The following is a 19,797-nucleotide window of genomic DNA, read 5'->3' as shown; positions in this document are numbered from 1 at the left end:
TTGCAGGGCGCCTCGGATCGGCTTAAGCCGGTCGAAATGAACGATACGAGAGTCCCGAGCCGCGTTTTCCGCCCTGCCCAGCAGGAAGTGCAGAACGCCAACACCGCCAGCGGCACGCCCCAGACCGAGCATCCCGCCTACCGCCTCGCCTTCCAGGACATGGACTTCCTGTTGCGCGATGATTTGCGGCCGATCCGTTTCCAGCTCGAGCTGCTCAAGCCGCAGCTGCTGCTCGACGAGGCGCACATCAAGTCGACCTTCGTCATCTATGGCTCGGCGCGCATCCCCGAGCCGGACAAGGCCGGCGCGCTGCTCGAGCTGGCCGAGACCCCGCAGCAGAAGAAGATCGCCGAGCGGCTGGTCGAGAAGTCGAAATATTATGACGTGGCCCGCGAGCTGGCGCAGCTCGCCTCCAACTTCCCGCTCGACGAAGCCGGCAACCGCCACTTCGTCGTGACCTCGGGCGGCGGCCCGTCGATCATGGAAGCGGCGAATCGCGGCGCGCGCGATGTCGGCGCCGACACGATCGGGCTCAACATCCTGCTGCCGCACGAACAGGCGCCGAACCCGTATGTGACCCCGGGCCTGTCGATGCAGTTCCACTATTTCGCGCTGCGCAAGATGCACTTCCTGCTGCATGCGCGCGCGGTGGCGGTGTTCCCGGGCGGCTTCGGCACGTTCGACGAATCGTTCGAGCTGCTGACCCTGATCCAGACCGGCAAGATCGAGCCGATCCCGGTGATCTTCTACGGCAAGGACTTCTGGACCCGCGTCGTCAATTTCGAGGCGCTGTGCGAGGAGGGCGTGATCTCGCCCAAGGACCTCAACCTGTTCCACTTCTGCGAGACCGCCGAAGAGGGCTGGCAGATCGTCCAGGACTTCTGGAAGGACAAGGATCACACGGTGATCGCACGGCCGCGCCCGGGCATGGACAAGCCCGAGACGGTGCTCAAGCAGGGCTAGGCAAGCGTGAGGTAAAGCTCGGCCTCGATCACCCAGTCGTCGCCGAGCTTGCGCCACTTGGCGGTGTAGGTGCCCGACGCCTGCATCGCCCCGCCCTGCGCGGCGACGCCTTCCCAATGGCCATGCTCGAAGGCGATCGGTGCGACCGGCGACACCGTGATCGCATCGGGCATGCGCGTGTAGATGCTGCGGTCCTGCATCGCGAATTCGCGCTTCCAGGCGTGCAACTGCGCCTTGCGGCCGGTAATCAGCGCGCTGTCCGTCCCCGCGACCAGCACGACATCGTTCGCGAGCAGCGGACCGATCGCGGCAAGATCCGCCTCGGCCAGCGCGCGGTTGAACGCCGCGCGGCGGATGCGGATGTCGAGTTCGGGGGTCAGGTGCTGGGCCATGCCCATCCCTAATCAGGCCGGGCCGAAATCGTCCAGCAGCTGCGCGCGGCGCGGTTCGAAATCGGCGAGGCCCCATTTCGCCGCCATCTCCAGCCCGACGATCGGATCCGATCGCGTCGAGACGCGCTGGGGCACCAGGTCGCGCTTCGTGCCGGCGCAGCGGAAGACCGCCACATCCGGCGTTGCCGGCGAATCGGCGGGCTCGTCGATCACCACGGCGAGGCGCTGGCTTTCGAGCAGGACCAGCGCGCCGACCGGGAACACGCCGAGCAGGCTGCGGAACGCGCGCAGCACCCGCGGATCGAAATGACCGGTGGTGCCCATCATCCAGTCGAGCGCCGCACCGGGCGACCAGCTGCGCTTGTAGCTGCGGTTCGACGTCACCGCGTCGAACACGTCGCACACCGCCGCCATGCGGGCGTGGATGCTCAGCGTCTCCTGCGAGATGCCGGACGGATAGCCGCTGCCGTCGATTCGCTCGTGATGATGCAGGCAGACGTCGAGCGCGATCTCCGAGTCGATCCCCGAATCGCGCAGCAGCTCGTAGCCGCGCAGCGTGTGCGCCTGGACCCGGGCATATTCGTCGAGGTCGAGCGGACCGGGCTTGTTGAGCAGATCCGCATCGATCCGCGCCTTGCCGATATCGTGGAGCAGCCCGGCGAGGCCGATCTCCTGGGTCAATTCGGCCCCAAGCCGCAGCTCGTTGCCGAGCGCAAGCATCAACCCGCAGACCGCAACCGAATGGAGATAGGTATATTCGTCGTGCAGCTTGATCCGCGTGACGCTGGGCAAAGCCGTGGGGCTGCGCGCCACCGAGGCGGCAATCGCCGAGACGATCGGAGCGAGGTTCGCCGCCTGGATCTTCCGGCCGAAGCGGATGTCGGCAAAGGTCTCGGTGACGGTGTCCTTCGCCATGCCGACGATCTCCCGGGCACGGTCACGCTCCTGGGCGAGGCTGGCGGGGCGGGCATTGATGTGGAGCCTCGTGCTGGACAGGCGGCGCGGCGAGGGGGCCCGCGCGGCGGCTTCCGCGGCCGGCCCGGCACTGCCGAGGTCGCGCCATTCGCCCGCGTTCAGGCCATCCCGCGCGCTATCCATCCACCCGGCTCAGGCGTACGAGACGGGTGGCGCACCTGCACCTTGTTGCGACCACTTAACCCCCCCGGGCATGCGGCATTAATTCCAGGATTCACGTAATTTACCGACGGTGGAGGGATCAATCGGCCGACCCGCCGAATTGGGTCAGCCGTGCGGCTCCGCGGCCAATGCCGCAAGCGTGGCCAGCATCTGGTCGAAGTGCAGGGTGATGCGGCGATTATTGGCGATGTGGCGATCGTTGCGCAGCACCTGGGCCGGCACGAACACCCCGCCATCCTTCCACGCCACGACCTCCTCCGAGACCAATGCAGCGACCCGGCGGCGCACCGTCTCGAACGGCAGGTCGATCGCGCGGGACAGCGCGCGCAGCGAAACCGGCTCGCGCAGTGCATCGGGCGGCGGCGTGTCCTCGCTCGAATAGAGCTGCGACAGGCGGGGATCCTGGGTGACGCGGCGGACATTGATCGCGGTGATCGCCGCGACGATCGTGCCAGCGGTGACATCGCCGTACAGCTCGGTCAGCGTCTCCAGCGCCCGCAACGAGAAGGCCAGTATCAGGCGCTCGACCACGCCCGCCGGCAGGGCGGCAACGCCCGCGCCGAGCGTCGCGATCGCCGGGGCATAGCCTGCCTCCGCCAACCGCTGCAGCGCATGCAGCAACTCGGCCTTGTCCTCGACGGCCAGGCGCGCCAGCACATCGCTGTCGAAGAACCCCGGCGCGACACTGAACCCGGCCGCGACGCGCATGAGCAACCCGGCATCGACCAGTTCCGCGGCGCGCCGGCGCACCGTGGTGTGCGGCAGCCGCATCGAATGGGCGATCGCAGTGGCGTTGACCGGGCGGCCGAGCGCGCGGGCATCCTCGACGCCGATCCAGCGCCCGGTTGCCGGATCGCGATGGGGATGGTGGGCGATGCTGCCGCCGAGCACGACTTCGAAGACGAAGCCCGCCAGCCGCTCCTGCGGCACCAGCGCCAGCCCGCGCCGGCTGCGCGCCAGCAGCAGTTCCGAGACCTGGCGCGCGACCAGCCGGGTGGACAGCTTGCGGGAGGGCGGTGCGGACAGGTCGGTTGCGAGCATGGGTACGAGCCAAAAAGAAAGCGCCGCGGGATGGCCCGCGGCGCCTTGTTCATTCCATCAGAGCGGAAGCGTCTTCAGACGCCCTTCTTTTCCGCCTGCGCCTTGGCGGCGGGATCCTTGCTCGGCATGCCCTCGGCCGGAGTCGCTTCGTTCGAGAGGTTGCCGCCCGCGGCATGCTCGTCGGTCGCGTTGCCCTCGGCAGGCGCGGCGCCGGCGGCCGGCGGCGCCGGCAGCGGCAGGTTCGAGCCCTGCGAATTCAGATAGGCGATCACGTTCGCGCGCTCCTGCGCATCCGGGATGCCGGCGAAGGTCATCTTGGTGCCCGAGGCGAACTTGCGCGGATTGCTCAGCCACGCGTCCATCTTGTCGAAGTCCCAGCTGCCGCCCACGGCCTTGAGGGCATCGGAGAAGGCGAAGCCGGCCTTGCCCTGGGCAATCGCCTCACCCATCGTGCCATAAAGGTTCGGGCCGATGCCGTTGGCGCCACCCGATGCGATGGTGTGGCAGGCCATGCACTTCTTGAACGAAGCCTCGCCCTTGGCGAGATCGGCGCTGGTCAGGCGGGTGGCGATCGGCGCGACCGCGACGGCACCGCCCTCACTCGCTTCCTCAACGCCTTCAATCACATAGCCCATGTGCTCGGGACGTTCGGCATGGAAATACATTCCGCTCGCGATCGAAAGCCCAAGTGCAGCAATCCCCCCTGCAAGTGCCCAGCCCGCGATCGTATTGAAGCGATTGTCCATGAAATGCCCCTGCGGATATGTTGCGCTTCTTTAAAACCGCCCTTGCAATGAAAGCAAGCGGGGCTTGCGGTGCGAAGTTCGGGCAGCTAGCGCCCGCGCACTATGGAGAATTTCGCAAGCCCGGCGAGAAAGCTCGTCGCGGAGATGACCGAGGCCGCTGCCAGGACCCCCGTTCGGGCCGTCGCCTTCCAGGGCGCGCCCGGCGCCAATTCGCACATCGCGGTGCGCGAAGTGTTCCCCGACGGCCTGCCGCTCCCCTGCTTTTCCTTCGAGGACGCGATCGACGCGGTGAAGGAAGGGCGTGCCGGCTGCGCGATGATCCCGATCGAGAATTCGCTGCACGGCCGAGTGGCGGACATCCACTTCCTGCTGCCCGAATCGGGGCTGTCGATCATCGGCGAGCATTTCCTCCCCATCCGCTACGCGCTGATGGGCCTGGGCCCGGTCGAGGGCGTCAAACAGGCGATGAGCCACCCCCAGGCACTCGGCCAGTGCCGCCACTGGCTGAAGGCGCAGGGCATCCAGCCGCTCGCCTATCCCGACACCGCCGGCGCCGCCGCGATGGTCGCCGAGGCTGCCGACCCCGCGATCGCCGCCCTCGCCCCGCCGGGCGCGGCCGAGCTGTACGGGCTGCGGACGCTCGGCTCCGACATCGCCGATGCTGCGCACAATATGACGCGATTCGTGGTACTTGCCCGTGAACCGCTGGCGGCCGAGGACAAGCCCGAGGGACCGTTCATGACCACCTTCGTCTTCGAGGTGAAGAACGTCCCCGCGTCGCTCTACAAGGCGCTGGGCGGGTTCGCGACCAACGGGGTCAACCTGACCAAGCTGGAAAGCTACCAGCGCGGCGGCAGCTTCGCGGCGACCGAGTTCTACACCGACATCGTCGGCAGCCCCGACGAGGCGCCGGTGGCGCGGGCGCTGGAGGAGCTCAAGTTCCACACCAAGTGGATGCGCGTGCTCGGCACCTACCCCCAGGCGCGCGAACGCGCCTGACCAGACGCTGAAAGTAACAAAGGTTGCGCCATAGCCGGTTTTCGCCGGCCGGCGGCGCTTGCTTGACTCACGCGACGAATCGTTGTGTATAGACAACATATCGTCGTGTGAGTCGCCATATTGCCGCAGATACACAACCGTATTGCCCTGTTCCGCACCGAACGCGGGATGAGCCGGCGCGAACTGGCCGAGGCGGCCGGGGTGAACCCCCAGACGATCGGCTATCTCGAGCGCGGCGACTATAGCCCCAGCCTGGAGCTGGGCATGAAGATCGCCCAGGTTTTCGAGGTTCCGGTGGAACTCGTCTTCTCGTTCGCCCCCTTCGAATCGGTCGCGAGCGCGCTGCGCCGCGCGGCCGAATGATGCCGGAGACCGCCATGTCCCGTTTCAACGAACGCCTGTTCGCCCGGCTCGACGCCGCGGCCGACCGCACCGGAATCCCCGCGCTGGCCCGGCAGGAAGTGAGACGCCGCCATCTCCGCTGGATCCCGATGTTTGCACTGGCTCTTGCCCTTGGCGGCTGGGGACTGGGGCTCGCCCGGCCCGATGCGTTCCCTATCGGCTATGGCCTGGTCTCGGCCGGGTTCGCGCTGGGCGTGTTCCTGCCGATCTTCGGGCCGATCAAGCCCTGGGGAGCGGCGAAGCTCGTCGACGAATTCGACCGCCAGGTGCGCCAGCGCGCCTTCCTGATCGGCTTCGCCACGGTGACCTTCGCAGCCTTTCTGGGCATCTGGCTGCTGCTCGGGCTCACCCTGCTCGGCAATTGGAGCCGTGAGACGCTGATGGGGCAGCTGGCCAATTTCGCCTATATGCTGTTCGTGCTCTACCTGACCGTGCCGACGCTGCACGCCAGCTGGACGACGCAGCCGGTGGAAGAGGACTAGGCGGGCGGTTTCAGTCCCCTTCAGGAGCAGAGTTACACCTTCCCCCGTCATTCCCGCGAAGGCGGGAATCCATTACCGCCGTCAGTAGTGAATGGATCCCCGCCTTCGCGGGGATGACCGGCTGGGTAACAGCGCGATTCGGCGGAGAAACCCTGGGCCCCGCCCTTCGCCGGGGAGCAGCTAAAGGCGCTGAACCAGACGGTTCTGTGCGCTAGCCCCCCTCCACCCACGCGGTGAGCAGGGTGTGCGCAATGGCATAGGGCGGCGGTGCCACGAACGGGGCCTCCGGATCGCGGGCGAGCGCGCGGCGCACATCTTCGCGACTGAACCAGTCCGCATGCTCCAGTTCGTGCACGTCGATCCGGATGTCGTCGTTGAGCGCTTCGCCGATACAGGCGACCATCAGCGAGGCCGGGAAGGGCCAGGGCTGGCTGGCGACATAGCGGACCGCACCGATGCGGATGCCCGATTCCTCGCAGGTCTCGCGCCGCACCGCCTCGTCGATCGATTCGCCGACTTCGAGGAAGCCCGCGAGCGCCGAGTAGCGGCCCGGGGGCCAGCTCGGCTGGCGGCCGAGCAGCGCCATGTCGCCGCGCTCGGCGAGCATGATGACCACCGGCTCGACCCGGGGGAAATGCTCGGCGCCGCAATGGGGGCAGCTCCGCCCCCAGCCGGCATGCGACACCGAAGTGTGCGTGCCGCAATTTCCGCAGAAGCGGTTGCGGCCATGCCAGAAGACCAGCCCGCGCGCCGACGCGTAATTGGCGGCATCGGCCGGCGCGAAGCGATCGAGCATCGCGAACAGCGCCGGCGAGCGGCCCATCGGCACCGGCATCCCCTCCGGCAAGGTCGAGACGAAGCGCGGCTCGCCCGCCTCGAAGCCGAGGAACAGCAGCTCGCCCTGCGCTTCGGCCAAGCTGGTCCAGGTCAGGTGGCCGTCTTCATCCAGCACCGGGTCGAGCCCGTCGAGCACCAGCAGGCGCGCGCGCGGATCGGCCAGCGCGGTGGCGAGCAGCTCGGGATCGTGGCGAACCCGGTCGGCACGATCGAGCGTGCCGCCGGTGAAACCTGGGGTAAGCGTCATTTGCTCCGATTCACTTGGCGAGATCGGCGTACACAGCCTTGGAGACCGCGCGCTTGAGCTCGGTGTCGCCGAACAGGTTGATCATCGCGACGGCGCGCAGCTTGTGGACCGGATCGACCCAGGCGATCGTGCCGGCGGCGCCACCCCAGCCGAACGTGCCCTTGCCCGGGCCGCCCGGCGCATCGGCGAGATAGACCGAGCCGCCCGCGCCGAAGCCGAGCCGGGCGCCGGTATCGCTGGTCATGTCATTGAGTGCCGAGGTGTCGGTGCCCGCCGGCAGCAGGTCCGACATGGCGAGCGCCACCGTCTCGGGCTTGAGGATGCGGGCACCGTCCAGCGCGCCGCCGTTCAGCAGCATGTGGAGGAAGCGATCATAGTCGCGCGCCGACATCACCAGCCCAGCGCCGCCATAGGGGAATTCGGGCTTCTTGAGATAGATCGAGCTGGCCGCCGGATCGGCATCAATGCGCTGGCTGCCCATGAACACATAGTTGCTGGCGAAATTGCCGACCTTGCCCGCCGGCACTGTCCAGTAGCTCTGCTTCATCTTGAGCGGCTTGAAGATGCGCGTGTTGACGAACTGATCGAACGGCATGCCGCCGGCGACTTCGATCACCCGGCCGAGGATATCGAGGCCGATCGAATAGCTCCACTTGGCACCCGGCTCGGCGATCAGCGGCAGCGAGGCCGTGCGGTTGGCGAATTCCTCGAGCGTGTCGGGCCGGGCCGGCGCCATCTGCGCTTCCATCGGCACGTTCACCTGGGCCGGATTGATGCCGAGCTTGTTATACTCGTCGAGCAGCGGTCCCTTGGTGATGATGTTGTAGCCGAGGCCGGCGGTGTGGGTGAGCAGGTTGCGCACGGTGATCGGTTTCGTCGCCGGGCGGGTGGTCAGGTCCTTGGACGGATCGACCAGCACCTTCATGTCCTTGAACGCCGGGATGAAGTCGCTGATCGGCTGGTCGAGCTTGAGCTTGCCTTCCTCGACCAGGATCATCGCGGCGATGCCGGTGATCGGCTTGGTCATCGAATAGACGCGCCACAGGCTGTCGATATCGGCCTTGTGCGCGGTGGCTTCATTGGCGACCCGGCCATTGGTGACCACCGTGACTTCGCCCTGCCCGCGGCCGGTGACGATGACGATGCCGGGCACCTTGCCTTCGGCGACATAGCGTTGGGCGAGCGCGGTCTCGGCAGTGACCTTGGCCGGTGCGGGCGGCGTGGGCGCCGTCTGCGCGAAGGCGGGCGCGGCCAGTGCCGCCATCCCGATGCCGAAACCGATCACTGCGCGCATAGCCGTCTCCTGAATGTCCGTGCCGCCTTGGCGAATACGGTGGGCAGGCCTGCCGATTCGAGATCGGCGACCGGCCACCACTCGCCTTCCACGGCGGCGCCTGCATGCGCTGCGATTGTTGCAGCCGCAAGAGCGACGTCGAGGTTGAAATGGGTGAAGCCGTGGCTGACCTGCTCGTCGAGCAGCTGCCATCCGGCGGCAATTGGGGCGCCTTCCAGACCGGGCGGCGAATCGGTCCAGGAACCGGTGGGCAGTGCGCGCATACCCCCCAGCAGGCCCTTGTCCGGGCGGCGGACGAGCAGCACCCGGCCATCGCGCTCGAGCCAGAACATCGTGCCGTAGCGCTGGGGCTTGGGCGGTTTCGCGCTTTTGATGGGGAAGCGTTCCGGCGTGCCGCCCGCGAAGCCGGCGCAATGCGCGCGCAACGGGCAGAGCAGGCATTTGGGCGACCGCGCGGTGCAGATTCCGCTTCCCAGATCCATCATCGCCTGGGCGAAATCGCCCGAGCGGAGTTCCGGGGTGACCGAGTCGGTGAGCGCGTAGATCCGGGCCTTGGCGCCGGGCAGCGCTTCCTCAAGAGCGAACAGCCGCGAGACGACGCGCTCGACATTGGCATCGACCACCACCGCGCGGCGGCCAAAGGCGATCGCGGCGATCGCGGCGGCGGTATAGCCGCCGACGCCGGGGAGTTCGCGCAGGCCGGCTTCGGTGTCCGGGAACGCCCCGCGCCGCGCCACTTCGCGGGCGCAGGCGAGCAGGTTGCGGGCGCGGGCATAATAGCCAAGGCCCGCCCAGGCGGCCATCAGGTCGGCATCCTCGCTGGCGGCGAGCGCCTCCACCGTCGGCCAGGCGCGCGTGAACTTGTCGAAATAGGGGATGACGCTGGCGACCTGGGTCTGCTGGAGCATCACTTCGGACAGCCAGACGCGATAGGGATCGGGCGCATTGGCGCCGGGCCGCGCGCGCCAGGGCAGGTCGCGGGCGTTATGGTCGTACCAATGGAGCAGCGCGGGAGCGATTGCGAGGGGAACGATTGTACGGGGGGCGTTGTCGGGCACAGGGCCCTATGGCATGGGTTGGTGGAAATGACGAAGCCCCCCCGCGCCACTACCCGCCAGCCCAAGCCCGAGCCGCAGCGCGCGCTGCGCGCCCGCTCGGTCTCCGAGCTGCTGCCCGATGTCGGCGCGGCCAGCTTCCGCAAGTTCGGCTTCATCCAGCATTCGATCGTCAGCCGCTGGGGCGAGATCGTCGGCGAGCGCTATGCCCGGGTCTCGATCCCCGAATCGATCAAGTTCCCCCAGGGCAAGCGCGAGCAGGGCGTGCTGAGCCTGATCGTCTCGGGCGCCTTCGCGCCGACGATGCAGCATGTCGCGCCCGAGATCATGGACCGGGTGAACCGCTTCTTCGGCTATCCGGCGGTGGCGAAGATCGCGATCCGCCACGGGCAGGTGAAGGCGCCGGCCAAGGCCGCGCCGCCGCCCAGCCTCAAGCCGCTGAGCGAAGCGATGGGCGAGAGCCTGCGCGGGATCGCCGACCCTGAACTCAAGGCCGTGCTCGAGGCACTGGCCGCCGGTGTCGCCGCGAGCGACGAGAAGCCCAAGATCGGCCGGATCGACTGATGCGTATCGTGATGATGACTGCCGGCGCGGTTGCGCTTGCCCTGGTTGGCGGTGCCGTGGCCGGCGGCGCTTCGGCGCAACAGGCGCGCAAGCCGGCGGCGAAGCCCGCAGCCAGGCCCGCCGCCCGCCCGGCCGCCGCGCCGAACTGGACCGCGACCGTCGCGATCACGCCGGAGGGCGGCTTCCGCCAGGGCAATCCGAATGCGCCGGTGAAGCTGGTCGAATATGGCTCGCGCGGGTGCCCGACCTGCGGGCGCTTCGCCGCCGACGGCGTGCCGCCGCTGCGCAGCGACTTCATCGCCACCGGCAAGGTGAGCTATGAATATCGCGATTACCTGATCCACGGCGCGCCCGACCTGGCGATGGCGCTGGTCAACCAGTGCGTGCCGACCGCGCGCTTCTTCCCGGTGCTCGACGCGATCTACGCCAATCAGAAGACGTTCGACGACCGGCTGCACAAGCTGGTCGACGGCCAGCCCAAGCAGGTCGAGGCATGGCAGAAGCTGCCGCCGGGCCAGATGGCGACCAGATTCGCCGAGGCGATGGGGCTGATCGCCTTCATGAAGACTCAAGGGTTGCCCGAGGCCAGGACGCGCCAGTGCCTGGCCGATCCGAAGCTGATCGGGCGGATCGCCAAGACCAATGCGGACGCGGTCAACGTCTATCAGGTGGACAGCACCCCCAGTTTCATCATCAATGGGCGCAAGCTGCGCGCCTTCACCTGGGACAGATTGCTGCCCGAGCTGTGGGCCAATGGCGCCTGATCGTATCGAATACCCTGGAGAAAGCAGAGCTATGCGTATCAAATTCGCCCTGATCCCGGTGCTGGCGCTGGCCGGCCTGCTCGCGGCCTGCGGCGGCGGCGGCGAGGGCAACGTCACCGCTTCGGCCCCGGTGAAGGCGGTGACCGCGCCGGCGGGCAAGGCCTGGACCGACGTGATCGTGAAGACCACCGATGGCGGCTATCGCCAGGGCAATCCCGACGCGCCGATCAAGCTGGTCGAATATGGCTCGCGCAACTGCCCCTATTGCGGGCTGTTCGGCCGCACCGCGCCCGAGCCGCTGCGCAAGAACTATATCGCCACCGGCAAGGTCAGCTGGGAATTCCGCGACTTCCTGATCCACGGCGCACCCGATCTCGCCGCGGCTTTGCTCAACCAGTGCGTGCCCGACGAGAGCTTCTTCCCGGTGCTCGACAAGTTCTTCGAGAACCAGGACACGTTCCTGACCCGCACCGAGCAGCTGGTGAAGACCCAGCCGCAGCTGATCCAGCAGCTCCAGCAGATGCCGCCGCCCCAGGCCGCGGTCGCCTTTGCCGAGCAGCTCGGCATGATCGACTTCATGAAGCAGTATGGCGTGCCCGAAGCCAAGGCGCGCCAGTGCCTGGGCGACCAGAAGAAGATCGACGAGATCGCCAAGGTCAATGCCGACGGCGCGACCGTCTATGGCGTGAACGGCACCCCGAGCTTCTTCATCAACGGCAAGAAGGTCGAGGCCGGCAGCTGGGAGCAGCTCGAGCCGCTGCTCAAGGCAGCCGGCGCGCGCTGACGCCTAGGGGGCGGGGGACGCCGTGCAGATCAAGCGGCTGCGGCTGACAGGCTTCAAGAGCTTCGTCGACCCGGCTGATCTGCGCATCGAGCCGGGGCTGACGGGGATCGTCGGCCCCAATGGCTGCGGCAAGTCCAACCTGCTCGAAGCCTTGCGCTGGGTGATGGGCGAGACCAGCGCCAAGTCGATGCGCGGCGCCGGCATGGAAGACGTGATCTTCGCCGGCACCGCCACCCGCCCCTCGCGCGACTTCGCCGAGGTTACCATCCAGGCCGACCAGGTCGGCAGCGATGACGAGCTGGAAGTCGTCCGCCGGATCGAGCGCGGCGCGGGCTCGGCCTACCGGATCAACGGGCGCGACGTGCGCGCCAAGGACGTGGCGCTGCTGTTCGCCGATTCGGCGACGGGCGCGCATTCGCCGGCGCTGGTCAGCCAGGGGCGGATCGGCGCGATCATCCAGGCCAAGCCGGGCGAGCGCCGCGCGATGCTGGAAGAAGCCGCGGGCATCGCCGGCCTGCATGTGCGCCGCAAGGACGCCGAGCAGCGGCTGCGCGCGACCGAGGCGAACCTCACCCGGCTCGACGAGGTCATCGGCGACCAGGAGACGCGCGCCGCGCAATTGAAGCGCCAGGCGCGCCAGGCCGAGCGCTACCGCGAGCTCTCCGACCGGATCCGTGTTGCAGAGGCGCGGATGATCTTCGCCCGCTGGCGCGACGCGGCGAGCGCGGCGGACGCGGCCAAGAAGGAAGCGACCGCGGCCGAGGCGCTGGTCGCCGAGCGGACCAAGGCGCATGATTCGGCGGTGGCGGTGCAACTGGAGGCGGCGGAGAAGCTCGCCACGCTGCGCGCCGAGGCGCTGGCCGTGCGCGACAAGGCGACCGAGGCGATGCACGGGCTCGCGACGCTGCGATCGGACAAGGCGGCGGTCGAGCGGCGGATCGCCGAGGTGCAGGATTCGGTGCGCCGACTGGAGGAGGATCGCGGCCGCGAAGGCGCGCTCGCCAGGGATGCCGCCGAGGCGCTGGCCCGGCTCGACGAGGAACTGAAGGCACTCGACAAGCGGATCGCCGAGGCGACGGCGCGGATGCCGAACCTTGATGCGGCGCTGGCCGATGCCGAGCGCGCGGCGCGTGATGCCGAGGTCGCGCTGGCCCAGGCGCTGGCGGCGCAGGCGAGCGAAGCGGCCGAGGCACGCGTTGCGGAGGCCGCTCTGGTGGCGGCGCGGACGCGGGTCGAGCGCTCGGAGCGTGACCGGGCGCGGATCGACGCGGAACTGAAGGCGCTGCCCGATCCCGAGCCCCTCCAGGCCGAGAAGGCACGCGCCGCCGAGGCACGGGCGCAGGCGATCCGCCAGGCGGAGAGCGCGCGGACCGGGCTGGCGCGGGCCGATGCCGAGGAGCGCAGCGCGATCGAGTCGCGCAACCATGCCCAGGCCAAGCGCGCCGGCGCGCATGCCGAGCTCGCCCAGCTCGACAGCGAAGCCGCCGCGCTCGCCAAGGCGACCCGGCCTTCGGACAAAGACCGGCTGCTCGACAAGCTCAAGGTCGATGCCGGCTATGAGCGCGCGCTCGCGGCGGCTCTGGGTGACGATCTCGAAGCCGGTCTGGATACCAGCGCCGAGCGCTATTGGGCCGGTGCCGAGCCCCAGGCCGGGGATCCCGGCGCGCCTTCGGGCACTACGCCGCTCGGCCAGCATGTCCAGGCGCCGGCAGGATTGTCGCGGCGGCTGGCGCAGGTGCTGGTTGCCGAGGAGGACAAGGGCCAGCCGCTTGCCGTCGGTCAGCGGCTGGTGACGCTGGCGGGCGCGCTGCGGCGCTGGGACGGCTATGTCGCCAAGTCCGGGGGCGCCGCGGCGGCCGAGCGTCTGGTGCGGGTCAACCGGCTCGCCGTGATCGAGAAGGCGCGGCCGGCGGCGGTGCGCGCGGTCGAGAGCGCCGATGCCGAGCTCACCCGGATCGAGGAGAATATCGCCGAGGCGCGGCGCGCGGCCAGTGATTGCCGGCGGGTGCTGGAGCATGCGGACAATGCGGGCCGCGAGGCGGGGCGTGCCGAGGACCGCGCCACGGCGCAGCTGGAGCGGCTCGATTCGCAGCGCGCCGATCTCGACACGCGCATCCGCCGCGTCGCCGCCGAGCAGGACGAAGCCGCGACCGAGCTGAACCGCGCCGAGGCAGCCAAGGCGGCGCTGCCCGACGGCACCGAGACGCGTGCCCGGGTGCAGGCGCTGTCGAGCGATGCCGAGGGCAAGCGCGCCGCTTCCGCCAGCGCCCGGGCCGAGCGCGGCACGCTGGAGCGCGAGATCTCGGCATCGCGCGAACGCCATGCCGCGGCCGGTGCCGAGGCGAAGAGCTGGAAGTCGCGCGCCGGCGATGCGGCACGGCGCGCCAACGAGATGGACAAGCGCGCGCTCCAGCTTGCCGAGGAAAACGAAGCGCTGGCCGGCAAGCCCGCGGCGCTCGAGGCGCAGCTCGCCGAGGCCGAGGCCGCGACCGAAAAGGCACGGATCGAGAGCGCCGCCGCCCAGGCCGCCGAGCGCGACGCCGAGATCGCGGTGCGCGAGACCGAAGGCGCGGTGCGCGGCGCCAATGAAGTGCTGGCCCAGGCCCGCGAGCAGCGCGCCGGCGCGGTCGCGCGTGCCGAGAACCAGGAGATGCGCCGCATCGAGATGGGGCGGATCTCGGGCGAGCGATTCGAATGCCCGCCGCCGCTCCTGCCGCAAAAGGCCGGATTCGACGAAGCCACGGTGCGCACGCCCGAGGAGGAATCGACCGGCCATGAGAAACTCAACGCCGAGCGCGAACGGATCGGGCCGGTCAATCTGGTCGCCGAGACCGAGCTCGCCGAACTGGAAGCCGCCTTCACCAGCAACGCCGCCGAGCGCGACGAGCTGCACCAGGCGGTCAACCAGCTGCGGGGCTCGATCGGAACCTTGAATCGCGAAGGCCGGCAACGCTTGCTGGCGGCGTTCGAAGCGGTCGACCAGCATTTCCGCCGGCTGTTCTCGACGCTGTTCAACGGGGGCGCGGCGCATCTCGAACTGATCGATTCGGACGATCCGCTGGAGGCCGGACTCGAGATCATGGCGCAGCCGCCGGGCAAGAAGCTCCAGTCGCTGACCCTGCTCTCGGGCGGCGAGCAGGCGCTCACCGCCGTCGCGCTGATCTTCGCGCTGTTCCTGACCAATCCGGCGCCGATCTGCGTGCTCGACGAAGTCGATGCGCCGCTCGACGATGCCAATATCGATCGCTTCTGCGACCTGCTCGAGAAGATGACCGAGGAGACCGCGACGCGCTACCTGATCGTCACCCATAATGCGGCGACGATGAGCCGCATGCACCGGCTGTTCGGCGTGACCATGGTCGAGCGCGGGGTCAGCCGGCTGGTGTCGGTGGACCTGGGCGGGGCGGAGAGCCTGTTGGCGGCGGAATGAGCTTCCTGTTCGAGGGCCTGTTCGAGATCGTGCTGCAGGCGTGTGTCGAGGGCAGCGCCTGGATCATCGAGAAGCGATTTGGCGCCGCCGGCTGCCTGATCGCGATGGCCGTGATCGCGATACTCGTCGGGCTGCTGATCTGGGCGATCGCCTGAGCGGCGGGTTTTGCTGGGTGGCTTCAGTACGCATAGTCTCTCTCGTCATCCGCGCGAAGGCGGGGATGACGGCAGTATAGTTCGCATGCCGGCCAATCCTTCTGGTTGGCGCAGGCATAGCCGCTCCCTATCTCGATACCGGGGCGGCAACAGGAGGAAGTGCATGCGATCGAGCCTTTGGATCGGCCTTGCCACGGCGATGCTGGCGACCAGTCCCGCTTTTGCCCAGGACAAGCAGCAGAGCACCGCGGAGCGCGCCGGCGATATTGCCGAGCAGCCGGCCAAGGATGTCGGCGCGGTGAAGACGAAGATTCCGCCGGTTCTCCAGAAAGCGGCGGCCGCGCCCTACAGCCTGTCCGGCCTGTCGAAATGCACACAGATCGCCGACGCGTTCGATGATCTCGGCGAGGCGCTGGGACCCGATTTCGTCCAGGGCGTCAATCGCAAGAAGAGCCGCAAGGTAAAGGTGACCGGCGACACCGTGGCCGGGCTGATCGTGCCGTTCCGCGGGCTGGTCCGCGAAGTGAGCGGCGCGGCTTCGGCGCAACGCGAGCTCAATGCGGCGGTCGATGCCGGCTTTGCCCGGCGCGGCTTCCTGCGCGGCGTGTATCAGACGCGCGGGTGCAAGCCGGCGCTGTAGCCCCCTCCGTCACCCCGGCGAAAGCCGGGGTCCCGTGCGGCACCTTCCCTGCGCTACGGCATGAGATCCCGGCTTTCGCCGGGATGACGATGGAGGGTATGAAAGCGCACCCTTCTTTGCTGGTGCCCTTCCGATGAACCTCGACGCCTTTCCCCGCATTGCCCTGTTCGACGCGCCGACTCCGATCCAGCGGCTGGAGCGGGTGGAGAATGCGCTGGGGCTGAAGGGTGCGCGACTGTTCGTGAAGCGCGACGATTTGATGGGGCTGGGCGGCGGCGGCAACAAGCTGCGCAAGCTGGAATATCTGCTGGGCGCCGCGATTGCCGAGGATTGCGACACCTTCATCACCACCGGCGCGCGGCAATCCAACCACGCCCGGCTGAGCGCGGCGGCGGCGGCGCGGATGGGGCTCAAGGCCGAGCTGATGCTGACCGATACGGTACCGCGCGAGGATCCCGCCTATCTCCACAACGGCAACCAGCTGCTCGATGGGCTGTTCGGCGCGGTGGTGCATCATTTGCCGCGCGGAGCGGATTCGCTGGCGGCCGCGCAGGCGCGGGCCGAGATACTGCGGGCGGAGGGGCGCAAGGTCTATGTGGTCGGATCGGGTGGCTCCTCGCCGGTCGGCGCGCTCGGCTATGCTTCATGCGCGGCGGAGATCGAGGCGCAGGAAGCCGAGCTGGGGCTACGGTTCAGCACGGTAATCGTCGCCAATGGCAGCCACGGCACGCATGCCGGGCTTGCCGCCGGGATCGGCGATCCCCGGCGCGTGTTGTCGTTCACCGTGCTGGCCGAACTGGCGGAGGCGGAACGTGGCACGCTGGCGCTGGCCAACGAGACGCGGGCGCTGCTCGGGCGTGGGGCGCTGGGGGCGGAGCATCTCCGGATCGACGGTTCGCAGCGGGGCGAAGCCTATGGCATCCCGACCGAGGCGATGCTGTCGGCGGTGCGGCTGATGGCGCGGCAGGAAGGGCTGCTGATCGACCCGGTCTATAGCGGCAAGGCGTTTGCGGGCGTGCTGGCGGGGCTACGCGAGGGGTCGCTGAGCGGCGATGTGCTGTTCGTGATGACGGGCGGGACGCCGGGGCTTTATGCGTACCAGCCGGCTTTTTCCGGCTAGCGTTTGGGGAAGCTGTTCCCCGGCGAAAGCCGGGGCCAAGGGCCACAGGCGATACGGCAGAGAAACCCTGGGGCCCGGCCTTCGCCGGGGAACTGCCATGGGAATGGCTAGGTGCCCAGGATGCGCCGGTAGAGCTGGATGTACTTGTCCGCCATCGCCTCGACCGAGAAATGCTCGGCAACCCGGGCGCGGCAGGTGGCGCGGTTAATGCCTTCCACCTGGCCCAGCGCGGCGATCGCCTCGCCGACCGAAGCGACCAGGAACCCGGTTTCGCCATCGACGATCAGCTCGGGCATGCTGCCGCGATTGATCGCGATTACCGGCGTGCCGCACGCCATCGCCTCGATCACCGACAGGCCGAAGGGCTCGTCGAAGTTGATCAGGTGGAGCAGCGCCTGCGCCTTGCCCAGCGCGCGCAGGCGCTCCGCGCCGCCGACGGGGCCGTGATAGGCGATGCGCTCGTCGAGGAAAGGCGCGACTTCGCGGTCGAAATAGCCCTGGTCCTGGATGATGCCGTACAGGTTCAGGCGCCGCCCGGTGGCGCGGGCGAGCTGGATCGCTTCGGCGGCGCCCTTGTCCGGGTGCATGCGGCCGAAGAACAGCAGGTCCTCGCCACCCTCGGGCTCGAAGGGAAATTCGTCGAGGCGGATGCCGTGATGGATGGTGTCTGCATAGCGCAAGGCCGGGTGGCGATCGGCGTTGCTGATCGCGACATAGTGCACCCGGCCCTCGAACGGCTTGTACATCGGCAGGATGCGATCCGAGGAGAAGCCGTGGATCGTCGTCACCATCGGCGTGTCGATCAGCGGGGCATAGGCATGGGCCGGGAAATCGGCCTGATTGTGGATCAGGTCGAATCGGTCCGCCTGGGCGAAGAGGTGCGACTGATGCGCGTACTCCCAGACCTTGGCGTCGATGTCGGGGCTCTCCTCATAGCCCATCGGCACCACGCCATCGAGCGTGCCGGCGGTGATCGAGTCCCGGGTGGCGAACAGGGTCACGTCGATCCCGCGCGCGGCCAAAGCCTCGGTCAGCAGGCTCGTCACCAGTTCCCAGGGGCCGTAATGGCGCGGCGGCGTGCGCCACGCGATCGGCGCCAGCATCGCGATCTTCATCCCAGGATATAGCCTTCGTTCGGGGAGAGCAGCGCGGGGTCGTGGCCGCCGCGCGCGGAGGCGAGCACGGTGAAGTCCTCGGCCCATTCGGGGATGGCGAAGCCCTGGGGCGTGTCGCCGAGGTTGAGCACGACCAGCAGCCGGTCATGCGCGTAGCACCGCTCGAAGGCGAGCAGGTCGCCGCCGGCATCGACCGGGTGGTAGTCGCCGAGCGCGAGTGCGCGGTGTTCGTGGCGAAGGAAGAGGAGCTTCTGGGTCAGGCGCCATAGCGAGGCGGGGTCGCCGCGCTGCGCCTCGACGTTGCGGGCGATCCAGTCGGGGTGGAGCGGCAGCCAGGGGTCGGCGGGGCTGAAGCCGGCGTTCGTGGTCGCGTCCCAGGCCATCGGCGTGCGCACCGGATCGCGGCCGAGCCCGATGCCGGGATCGCGGATCTCGCGCGGGTCCTGCACCAGGTGCGCGGGGATTTCGCCATCCTCCATGCCGATCTCGTCGCCATAATAAAGCGTGGGCGTGCCACGCAGGGTGAGGAGCAGCATCATCGCGACGCGGGCCTGCTCCGCGCCGACGCGGGTGGCGATGCGCGGGCGGTCGTGATTGCCGAGCACCCAGTTGGGCCAGCCCTCCGCCGGGAGCGCGGCTTCATAGTCGGCGATCATCTTCGCCAGGCCGGGCGCGTTCCACTCGGCGCCGATCAGCTGGAAGTTGAAGGGGAGGTGGACGCCGGGCTGCTCGGGCGTGCCGTAATAGCCGACCAGTTTCGGCACCGGCAGGTAGATCTCGCCGATCAGGACGCGGGCGCCATATTCGTCGGCGATCGCGCGCATCTCGCCGGCGATGCCATGGACTTCGGGCTGGTCGGTCGAGTGAAGCTGGTGGACGCGGGTGTAATCGGCCTGGCCGGGCGCCCAGTCCAGGTTCACCGGATTGTCGGGCAGGTCGACATGCTTGACCATGTGCCACAGCACATCGATGCGGAAGCCGTCGACGCCGCGCTCGAACCAGAAGCGCAGCACGTCCAGCATAGCCGAGCGCACCGCCGGGTTGCGCCAGTTGAGGTCGGGCTGCTCCTTGAGGAAGGCGTGGTAATAATATTGGCCGGTGGCTTCGTCCCACTCCCAGGCCGAGCCGCCGAAATCGCTGATCCAGTTGTTGGGCGGCGAGCCGTCGGGCCTGGCATCGCGCCAGATATACCAGTCGCGCCGGGGATCGTCCTGGGCCGATCGGCTTTCCTGGAACCAGGGGTGCTGGTCCGAGGTGTGGTTGGGGACGAGATCGAGCAGCAGGCGGATGCCGCGTGCGTGGGCGGCGGCGAGCAGCGCGTCGAAGTCCGCCAGGGTGCCGAAGCGCGGGTCGATCCCGCAATAGTCGGCGACGTCATAGCCGAAATCGGCCATGGGCGAGGGGAAGATCGGGGAAATCCAGATCGCGTCGACCCCGAGCGCCTTGAGGTCGTCGAGGCGGCGCTCGATCCCCTGCAAATCGCCGATGCCGTCGCCGTTCGTGTCCTGGAAGGAGCGCGGATAGATCTGGTAGATTACGGCGGATTTCCACCATTCGGTCATGCGGAGAGACTCCCTCTTGTTCCCCGGCGAAAGCCGGGGTCCAGGGCCACACGCGCCACGGCGGAGAA

At 68.6% G+C, this 19,797-nt stretch carries 20 protein-coding genes; 11 read left to right on the top strand and 9 right to left on the bottom strand.

Translation table 11 applies throughout. The annotated features are described in order from the left end of the window. Window positions 1-36 precede the first annotated feature (36 nt). On the top strand, window positions 37-963 hold the full coding sequence (locus AAHM44_RS18680) for an LOG family protein (RefSeq protein WP_342250921.1): 927 nt from the start codon (window positions 37-39) through the stop codon (window positions 961-963). Here the strand turns inward: AAHM44_RS18680 and AAHM44_RS18675 are convergent. The 4 genes from AAHM44_RS18675 to AAHM44_RS18660 all read right to left on the bottom strand — a co-directional run bounded on the left by AAHM44_RS18675 (window position 960) and on the right by AAHM44_RS18660 (window position 4,279). After that, the gene (locus AAHM44_RS18675) at window positions 960-1,355 is read right to left on the bottom strand and encodes a YybH family protein (RefSeq protein WP_342250920.1); all 396 of its coding nucleotides are present in this window, start codon (window positions 1,353-1,355) and stop codon (window positions 960-962) included. The genes AAHM44_RS18680 and AAHM44_RS18675 overlap by 4 nt on opposite strands. A 12-nt stretch (window positions 1,356-1,367) precedes the next feature. Beyond that, a complete protein-coding gene (locus AAHM44_RS18670) occupies window positions 1,368-2,453 on the bottom strand; it encodes an HD-GYP domain-containing protein (protein WP_269573586.1) in 1,086 nt (361 codons plus the stop codon). Between the two features lie 144 nt (window positions 2,454-2,597). Then, the gene (locus tag AAHM44_RS18665) at window positions 2,598-3,533 is read right to left on the bottom strand and encodes a hypothetical protein (RefSeq protein ID WP_342250919.1); all 936 of its coding nucleotides are present in this window, start codon (window positions 3,531-3,533) and stop codon (window positions 2,598-2,600) included. A gap of 74 nt (window positions 3,534-3,607) precedes the next feature. Continuing rightward, window positions 3,608-4,279: a c-type cytochrome gene (locus AAHM44_RS18660; protein WP_342250918.1), complete on the bottom strand. Its 672-nt coding sequence runs from the start codon at window positions 4,277-4,279 to the stop codon at window positions 3,608-3,610. A 102-nt stretch (window positions 4,280-4,381) separates the two neighbouring features. Between AAHM44_RS18660 and AAHM44_RS18655 the strand changes: the two genes are divergently transcribed. The 3 genes from AAHM44_RS18655 (at window position 4,382) to AAHM44_RS18645 (ending at window position 6,162) form a co-directional block, all read left to right on the top strand. Then, on the top strand, window positions 4,382-5,278 hold the full coding sequence (locus AAHM44_RS18655) for a prephenate dehydratase (protein WP_269573583.1): 897 nt from the start codon (window positions 4,382-4,384) through the stop codon (window positions 5,276-5,278). A gap of 120 nt (window positions 5,279-5,398) precedes the next feature. Continuing rightward, a complete protein-coding gene (locus AAHM44_RS18650) occupies window positions 5,399-5,641 on the top strand; it encodes a helix-turn-helix transcriptional regulator (RefSeq protein ID WP_342250917.1) in 243 nt (80 codons plus the stop codon). Window positions 5,642-5,655: 14 nt separating this feature from the next. Next, window positions 5,656-6,162: a hypothetical protein gene (locus tag AAHM44_RS18645; RefSeq protein ID WP_269573581.1), complete on the top strand. Its 507-nt coding sequence runs from the start codon at window positions 5,656-5,658 to the stop codon at window positions 6,160-6,162. 211 nt (window positions 6,163-6,373) lie between these two features. Here AAHM44_RS18645 and nudC read toward each other — a convergent pair whose 3' ends face one another. Genes nudC through AAHM44_RS18630 form a run of 3 tightly spaced genes read right to left on the bottom strand, consistent with a single transcriptional unit; the run spans window position 6,374 to window position 9,598 of the window. Beyond that, window positions 6,374-7,246: an NAD(+) diphosphatase gene (nudC, locus tag AAHM44_RS18640; RefSeq protein ID WP_269573580.1), complete on the bottom strand. Its 873-nt coding sequence runs from the start codon at window positions 7,244-7,246 to the stop codon at window positions 6,374-6,376. A 10-nt stretch (window positions 7,247-7,256) separates the two neighbouring features. Continuing rightward, the gene (locus AAHM44_RS18635; RefSeq protein WP_269573579.1) at window positions 7,257-8,540 is read right to left on the bottom strand and encodes a serine hydrolase domain-containing protein; all 1,284 of its coding nucleotides are present in this window, start codon (window positions 8,538-8,540) and stop codon (window positions 7,257-7,259) included. Then, the gene (locus tag AAHM44_RS18630; protein ID WP_342250916.1) at window positions 8,528-9,598 is read right to left on the bottom strand and encodes an A/G-specific adenine glycosylase; all 1,071 of its coding nucleotides are present in this window, start codon (window positions 9,596-9,598) and stop codon (window positions 8,528-8,530) included. The genes AAHM44_RS18635 and AAHM44_RS18630 overlap by 13 nt, the downstream gene beginning before the upstream one ends. A gap of 27 nt (window positions 9,599-9,625) precedes the next feature. Between AAHM44_RS18630 and AAHM44_RS18625 the strand changes: the two genes are divergently transcribed. From AAHM44_RS18625 to AAHM44_RS18595, 7 genes are all read left to right on the top strand, one after another. Next, window positions 9,626-10,159, top strand: coding sequence for a DUF721 domain-containing protein (locus tag AAHM44_RS18625; RefSeq protein ID WP_269573578.1), 534 nt, complete (start codon window positions 9,626-9,628; stop codon window positions 10,157-10,159). Beyond that, window positions 10,159-10,923, top strand: a complete 765-nt coding sequence (locus AAHM44_RS18620; protein WP_342250915.1) for a thioredoxin domain-containing protein — start codon at window positions 10,159-10,161, stop codon at window positions 10,921-10,923. The genes AAHM44_RS18625 and AAHM44_RS18620 overlap by 1 nt, the downstream gene beginning before the upstream one ends. A gap of 31 nt (window positions 10,924-10,954) precedes the next feature. Then, on the top strand, window positions 10,955-11,707 hold the full coding sequence (locus AAHM44_RS18615) for a DsbA family protein (RefSeq protein ID WP_269573576.1): 753 nt from the start codon (window positions 10,955-10,957) through the stop codon (window positions 11,705-11,707). A gap of 22 nt (window positions 11,708-11,729) precedes the next feature. Continuing rightward, window positions 11,730-15,137, top strand: coding sequence for a chromosome segregation protein SMC (gene smc, locus AAHM44_RS18610; RefSeq protein ID WP_342250914.1), 3,408 nt, complete (start codon window positions 11,730-11,732; stop codon window positions 15,135-15,137). After that, window positions 15,134-15,292 (top strand): hypothetical protein, encoded by a 159-nt coding sequence (locus AAHM44_RS18605; RefSeq protein ID WP_342250913.1) that lies wholly within the window; start codon window positions 15,134-15,136, stop codon window positions 15,290-15,292. The genes smc and AAHM44_RS18605 overlap by 4 nt, the downstream gene beginning before the upstream one ends. Window positions 15,293-15,455: 163 nt before the next feature. Further along, window positions 15,456-15,932, top strand: coding sequence for a hypothetical protein (locus tag AAHM44_RS18600; protein WP_269573573.1), 477 nt, complete (start codon window positions 15,456-15,458; stop codon window positions 15,930-15,932). A 133-nt stretch (window positions 15,933-16,065) separates the two neighbouring features. Beyond that, entirely contained in the window at window positions 16,066-17,052 is a 987-nt protein-coding gene (locus AAHM44_RS18595; protein ID WP_342250912.1) for a D-cysteine desulfhydrase family protein, read from the top strand. 107 nt (window positions 17,053-17,159) lie between these two features. Here AAHM44_RS18595 and AAHM44_RS18590 read toward each other — a convergent pair whose 3' ends face one another. Next, the gene (locus tag AAHM44_RS18590; RefSeq protein ID WP_342250911.1) at window positions 17,160-18,167 is read right to left on the bottom strand and encodes a glycosyltransferase family 4 protein; all 1,008 of its coding nucleotides are present in this window, start codon (window positions 18,165-18,167) and stop codon (window positions 17,160-17,162) included. Continuing rightward, entirely contained in the window at window positions 18,164-19,729 is a 1,566-nt protein-coding gene (locus AAHM44_RS18585; protein WP_342250910.1) for an alpha-amylase family glycosyl hydrolase, read from the bottom strand. Before AAHM44_RS18585 ends, AAHM44_RS18590 begins: the two co-directional genes overlap by 4 nt. Window positions 19,730-19,797 lie beyond the last annotated feature (68 nt).

Origin of the sequence: Sphingomonas sp. OTU376 (assembly GCF_038440415.1) — a bacterium.
In the GTDB taxonomy this organism is placed as follows: Bacteria; Pseudomonadota; Alphaproteobacteria; order Sphingomonadales; family Sphingomonadaceae; genus Sphingomonas; species Sphingomonas kyeonggiensis_A.
The sequence above is the reverse complement of the archived record's forward strand: the minus strand, read 5'-3'. Positions and strand labels throughout refer to the sequence as shown.

Excerpts from the sequence above, each read along its gene's own strand:
- AAHM44_RS18645 (WP_269573581.1), top strand. The coding sequence starts at position 5,656 with ATGTCCCGTTTCAACGAACGCCTGTTCGCCCGGCTCGACGCCGCGGCC.
- AAHM44_RS18605 (WP_342250913.1), top strand. The coding sequence starts at position 15,134 with ATGAGCTTCCTGTTCGAGGGCCTGTTCGAGATCGTGCTGCAGGCGTGT.
- AAHM44_RS18660 (WP_342250918.1), bottom strand. The coding sequence starts at position 4,279 with ATGGACAATCGCTTCAATACGATCGCGGGCTGGGCACTTGCAGGGGGG.
- AAHM44_RS18615 (WP_269573576.1), top strand. The coding sequence starts at position 10,955 with ATGCGTATCAAATTCGCCCTGATCCCGGTGCTGGCGCTGGCCGGCCTG.
- AAHM44_RS18620 (WP_342250915.1), top strand. The coding sequence starts at position 10,159 with ATGCGTATCGTGATGATGACTGCCGGCGCGGTTGCGCTTGCCCTGGTT.
- AAHM44_RS18595 (WP_342250912.1), top strand. The coding sequence starts at position 16,066 with ATGAACCTCGACGCCTTTCCCCGCATTGCCCTGTTCGACGCGCCGACT.
- AAHM44_RS18585 (WP_342250910.1), bottom strand. The coding sequence starts at position 19,729 with ATGACCGAATGGTGGAAATCCGCCGTAATCTACCAGATCTATCCGCGC.
- AAHM44_RS18590 (WP_342250911.1), bottom strand. The coding sequence starts at position 18,167 with ATGAAGATCGCGATGCTGGCGCCGATCGCGTGGCGCACGCCGCCGCGC.
- AAHM44_RS18635 (WP_269573579.1), bottom strand. The coding sequence starts at position 8,540 with ATGCGCGCAGTGATCGGTTTCGGCATCGGGATGGCGGCACTGGCCGCG.
- AAHM44_RS18680 (WP_342250921.1), top strand. The coding sequence starts at position 37 with ATGAACGATACGAGAGTCCCGAGCCGCGTTTTCCGCCCTGCCCAGCAG.
- nudC (WP_269573580.1), bottom strand. The coding sequence starts at position 7,246 with ATGACGCTTACCCCAGGTTTCACCGGCGGCACGCTCGATCGTGCCGAC.
- AAHM44_RS18625 (WP_269573578.1), top strand. The coding sequence starts at position 9,626 with ATGACGAAGCCCCCCCGCGCCACTACCCGCCAGCCCAAGCCCGAGCCG.
- AAHM44_RS18655 (WP_269573583.1), top strand. The coding sequence starts at position 4,382 with ATGGAGAATTTCGCAAGCCCGGCGAGAAAGCTCGTCGCGGAGATGACC.
- AAHM44_RS18670 (WP_269573586.1), bottom strand. The coding sequence starts at position 2,453 with ATGGATAGCGCGCGGGATGGCCTGAACGCGGGCGAATGGCGCGACCTC.
- AAHM44_RS18665 (WP_342250919.1), bottom strand. The coding sequence starts at position 3,533 with ATGCTCGCAACCGACCTGTCCGCACCGCCCTCCCGCAAGCTGTCCACC.
- AAHM44_RS18675 (WP_342250920.1), bottom strand. The coding sequence starts at position 1,355 with ATGGCCCAGCACCTGACCCCCGAACTCGACATCCGCATCCGCCGCGCG.
- AAHM44_RS18600 (WP_269573573.1), top strand. The coding sequence starts at position 15,456 with ATGCGATCGAGCCTTTGGATCGGCCTTGCCACGGCGATGCTGGCGACC.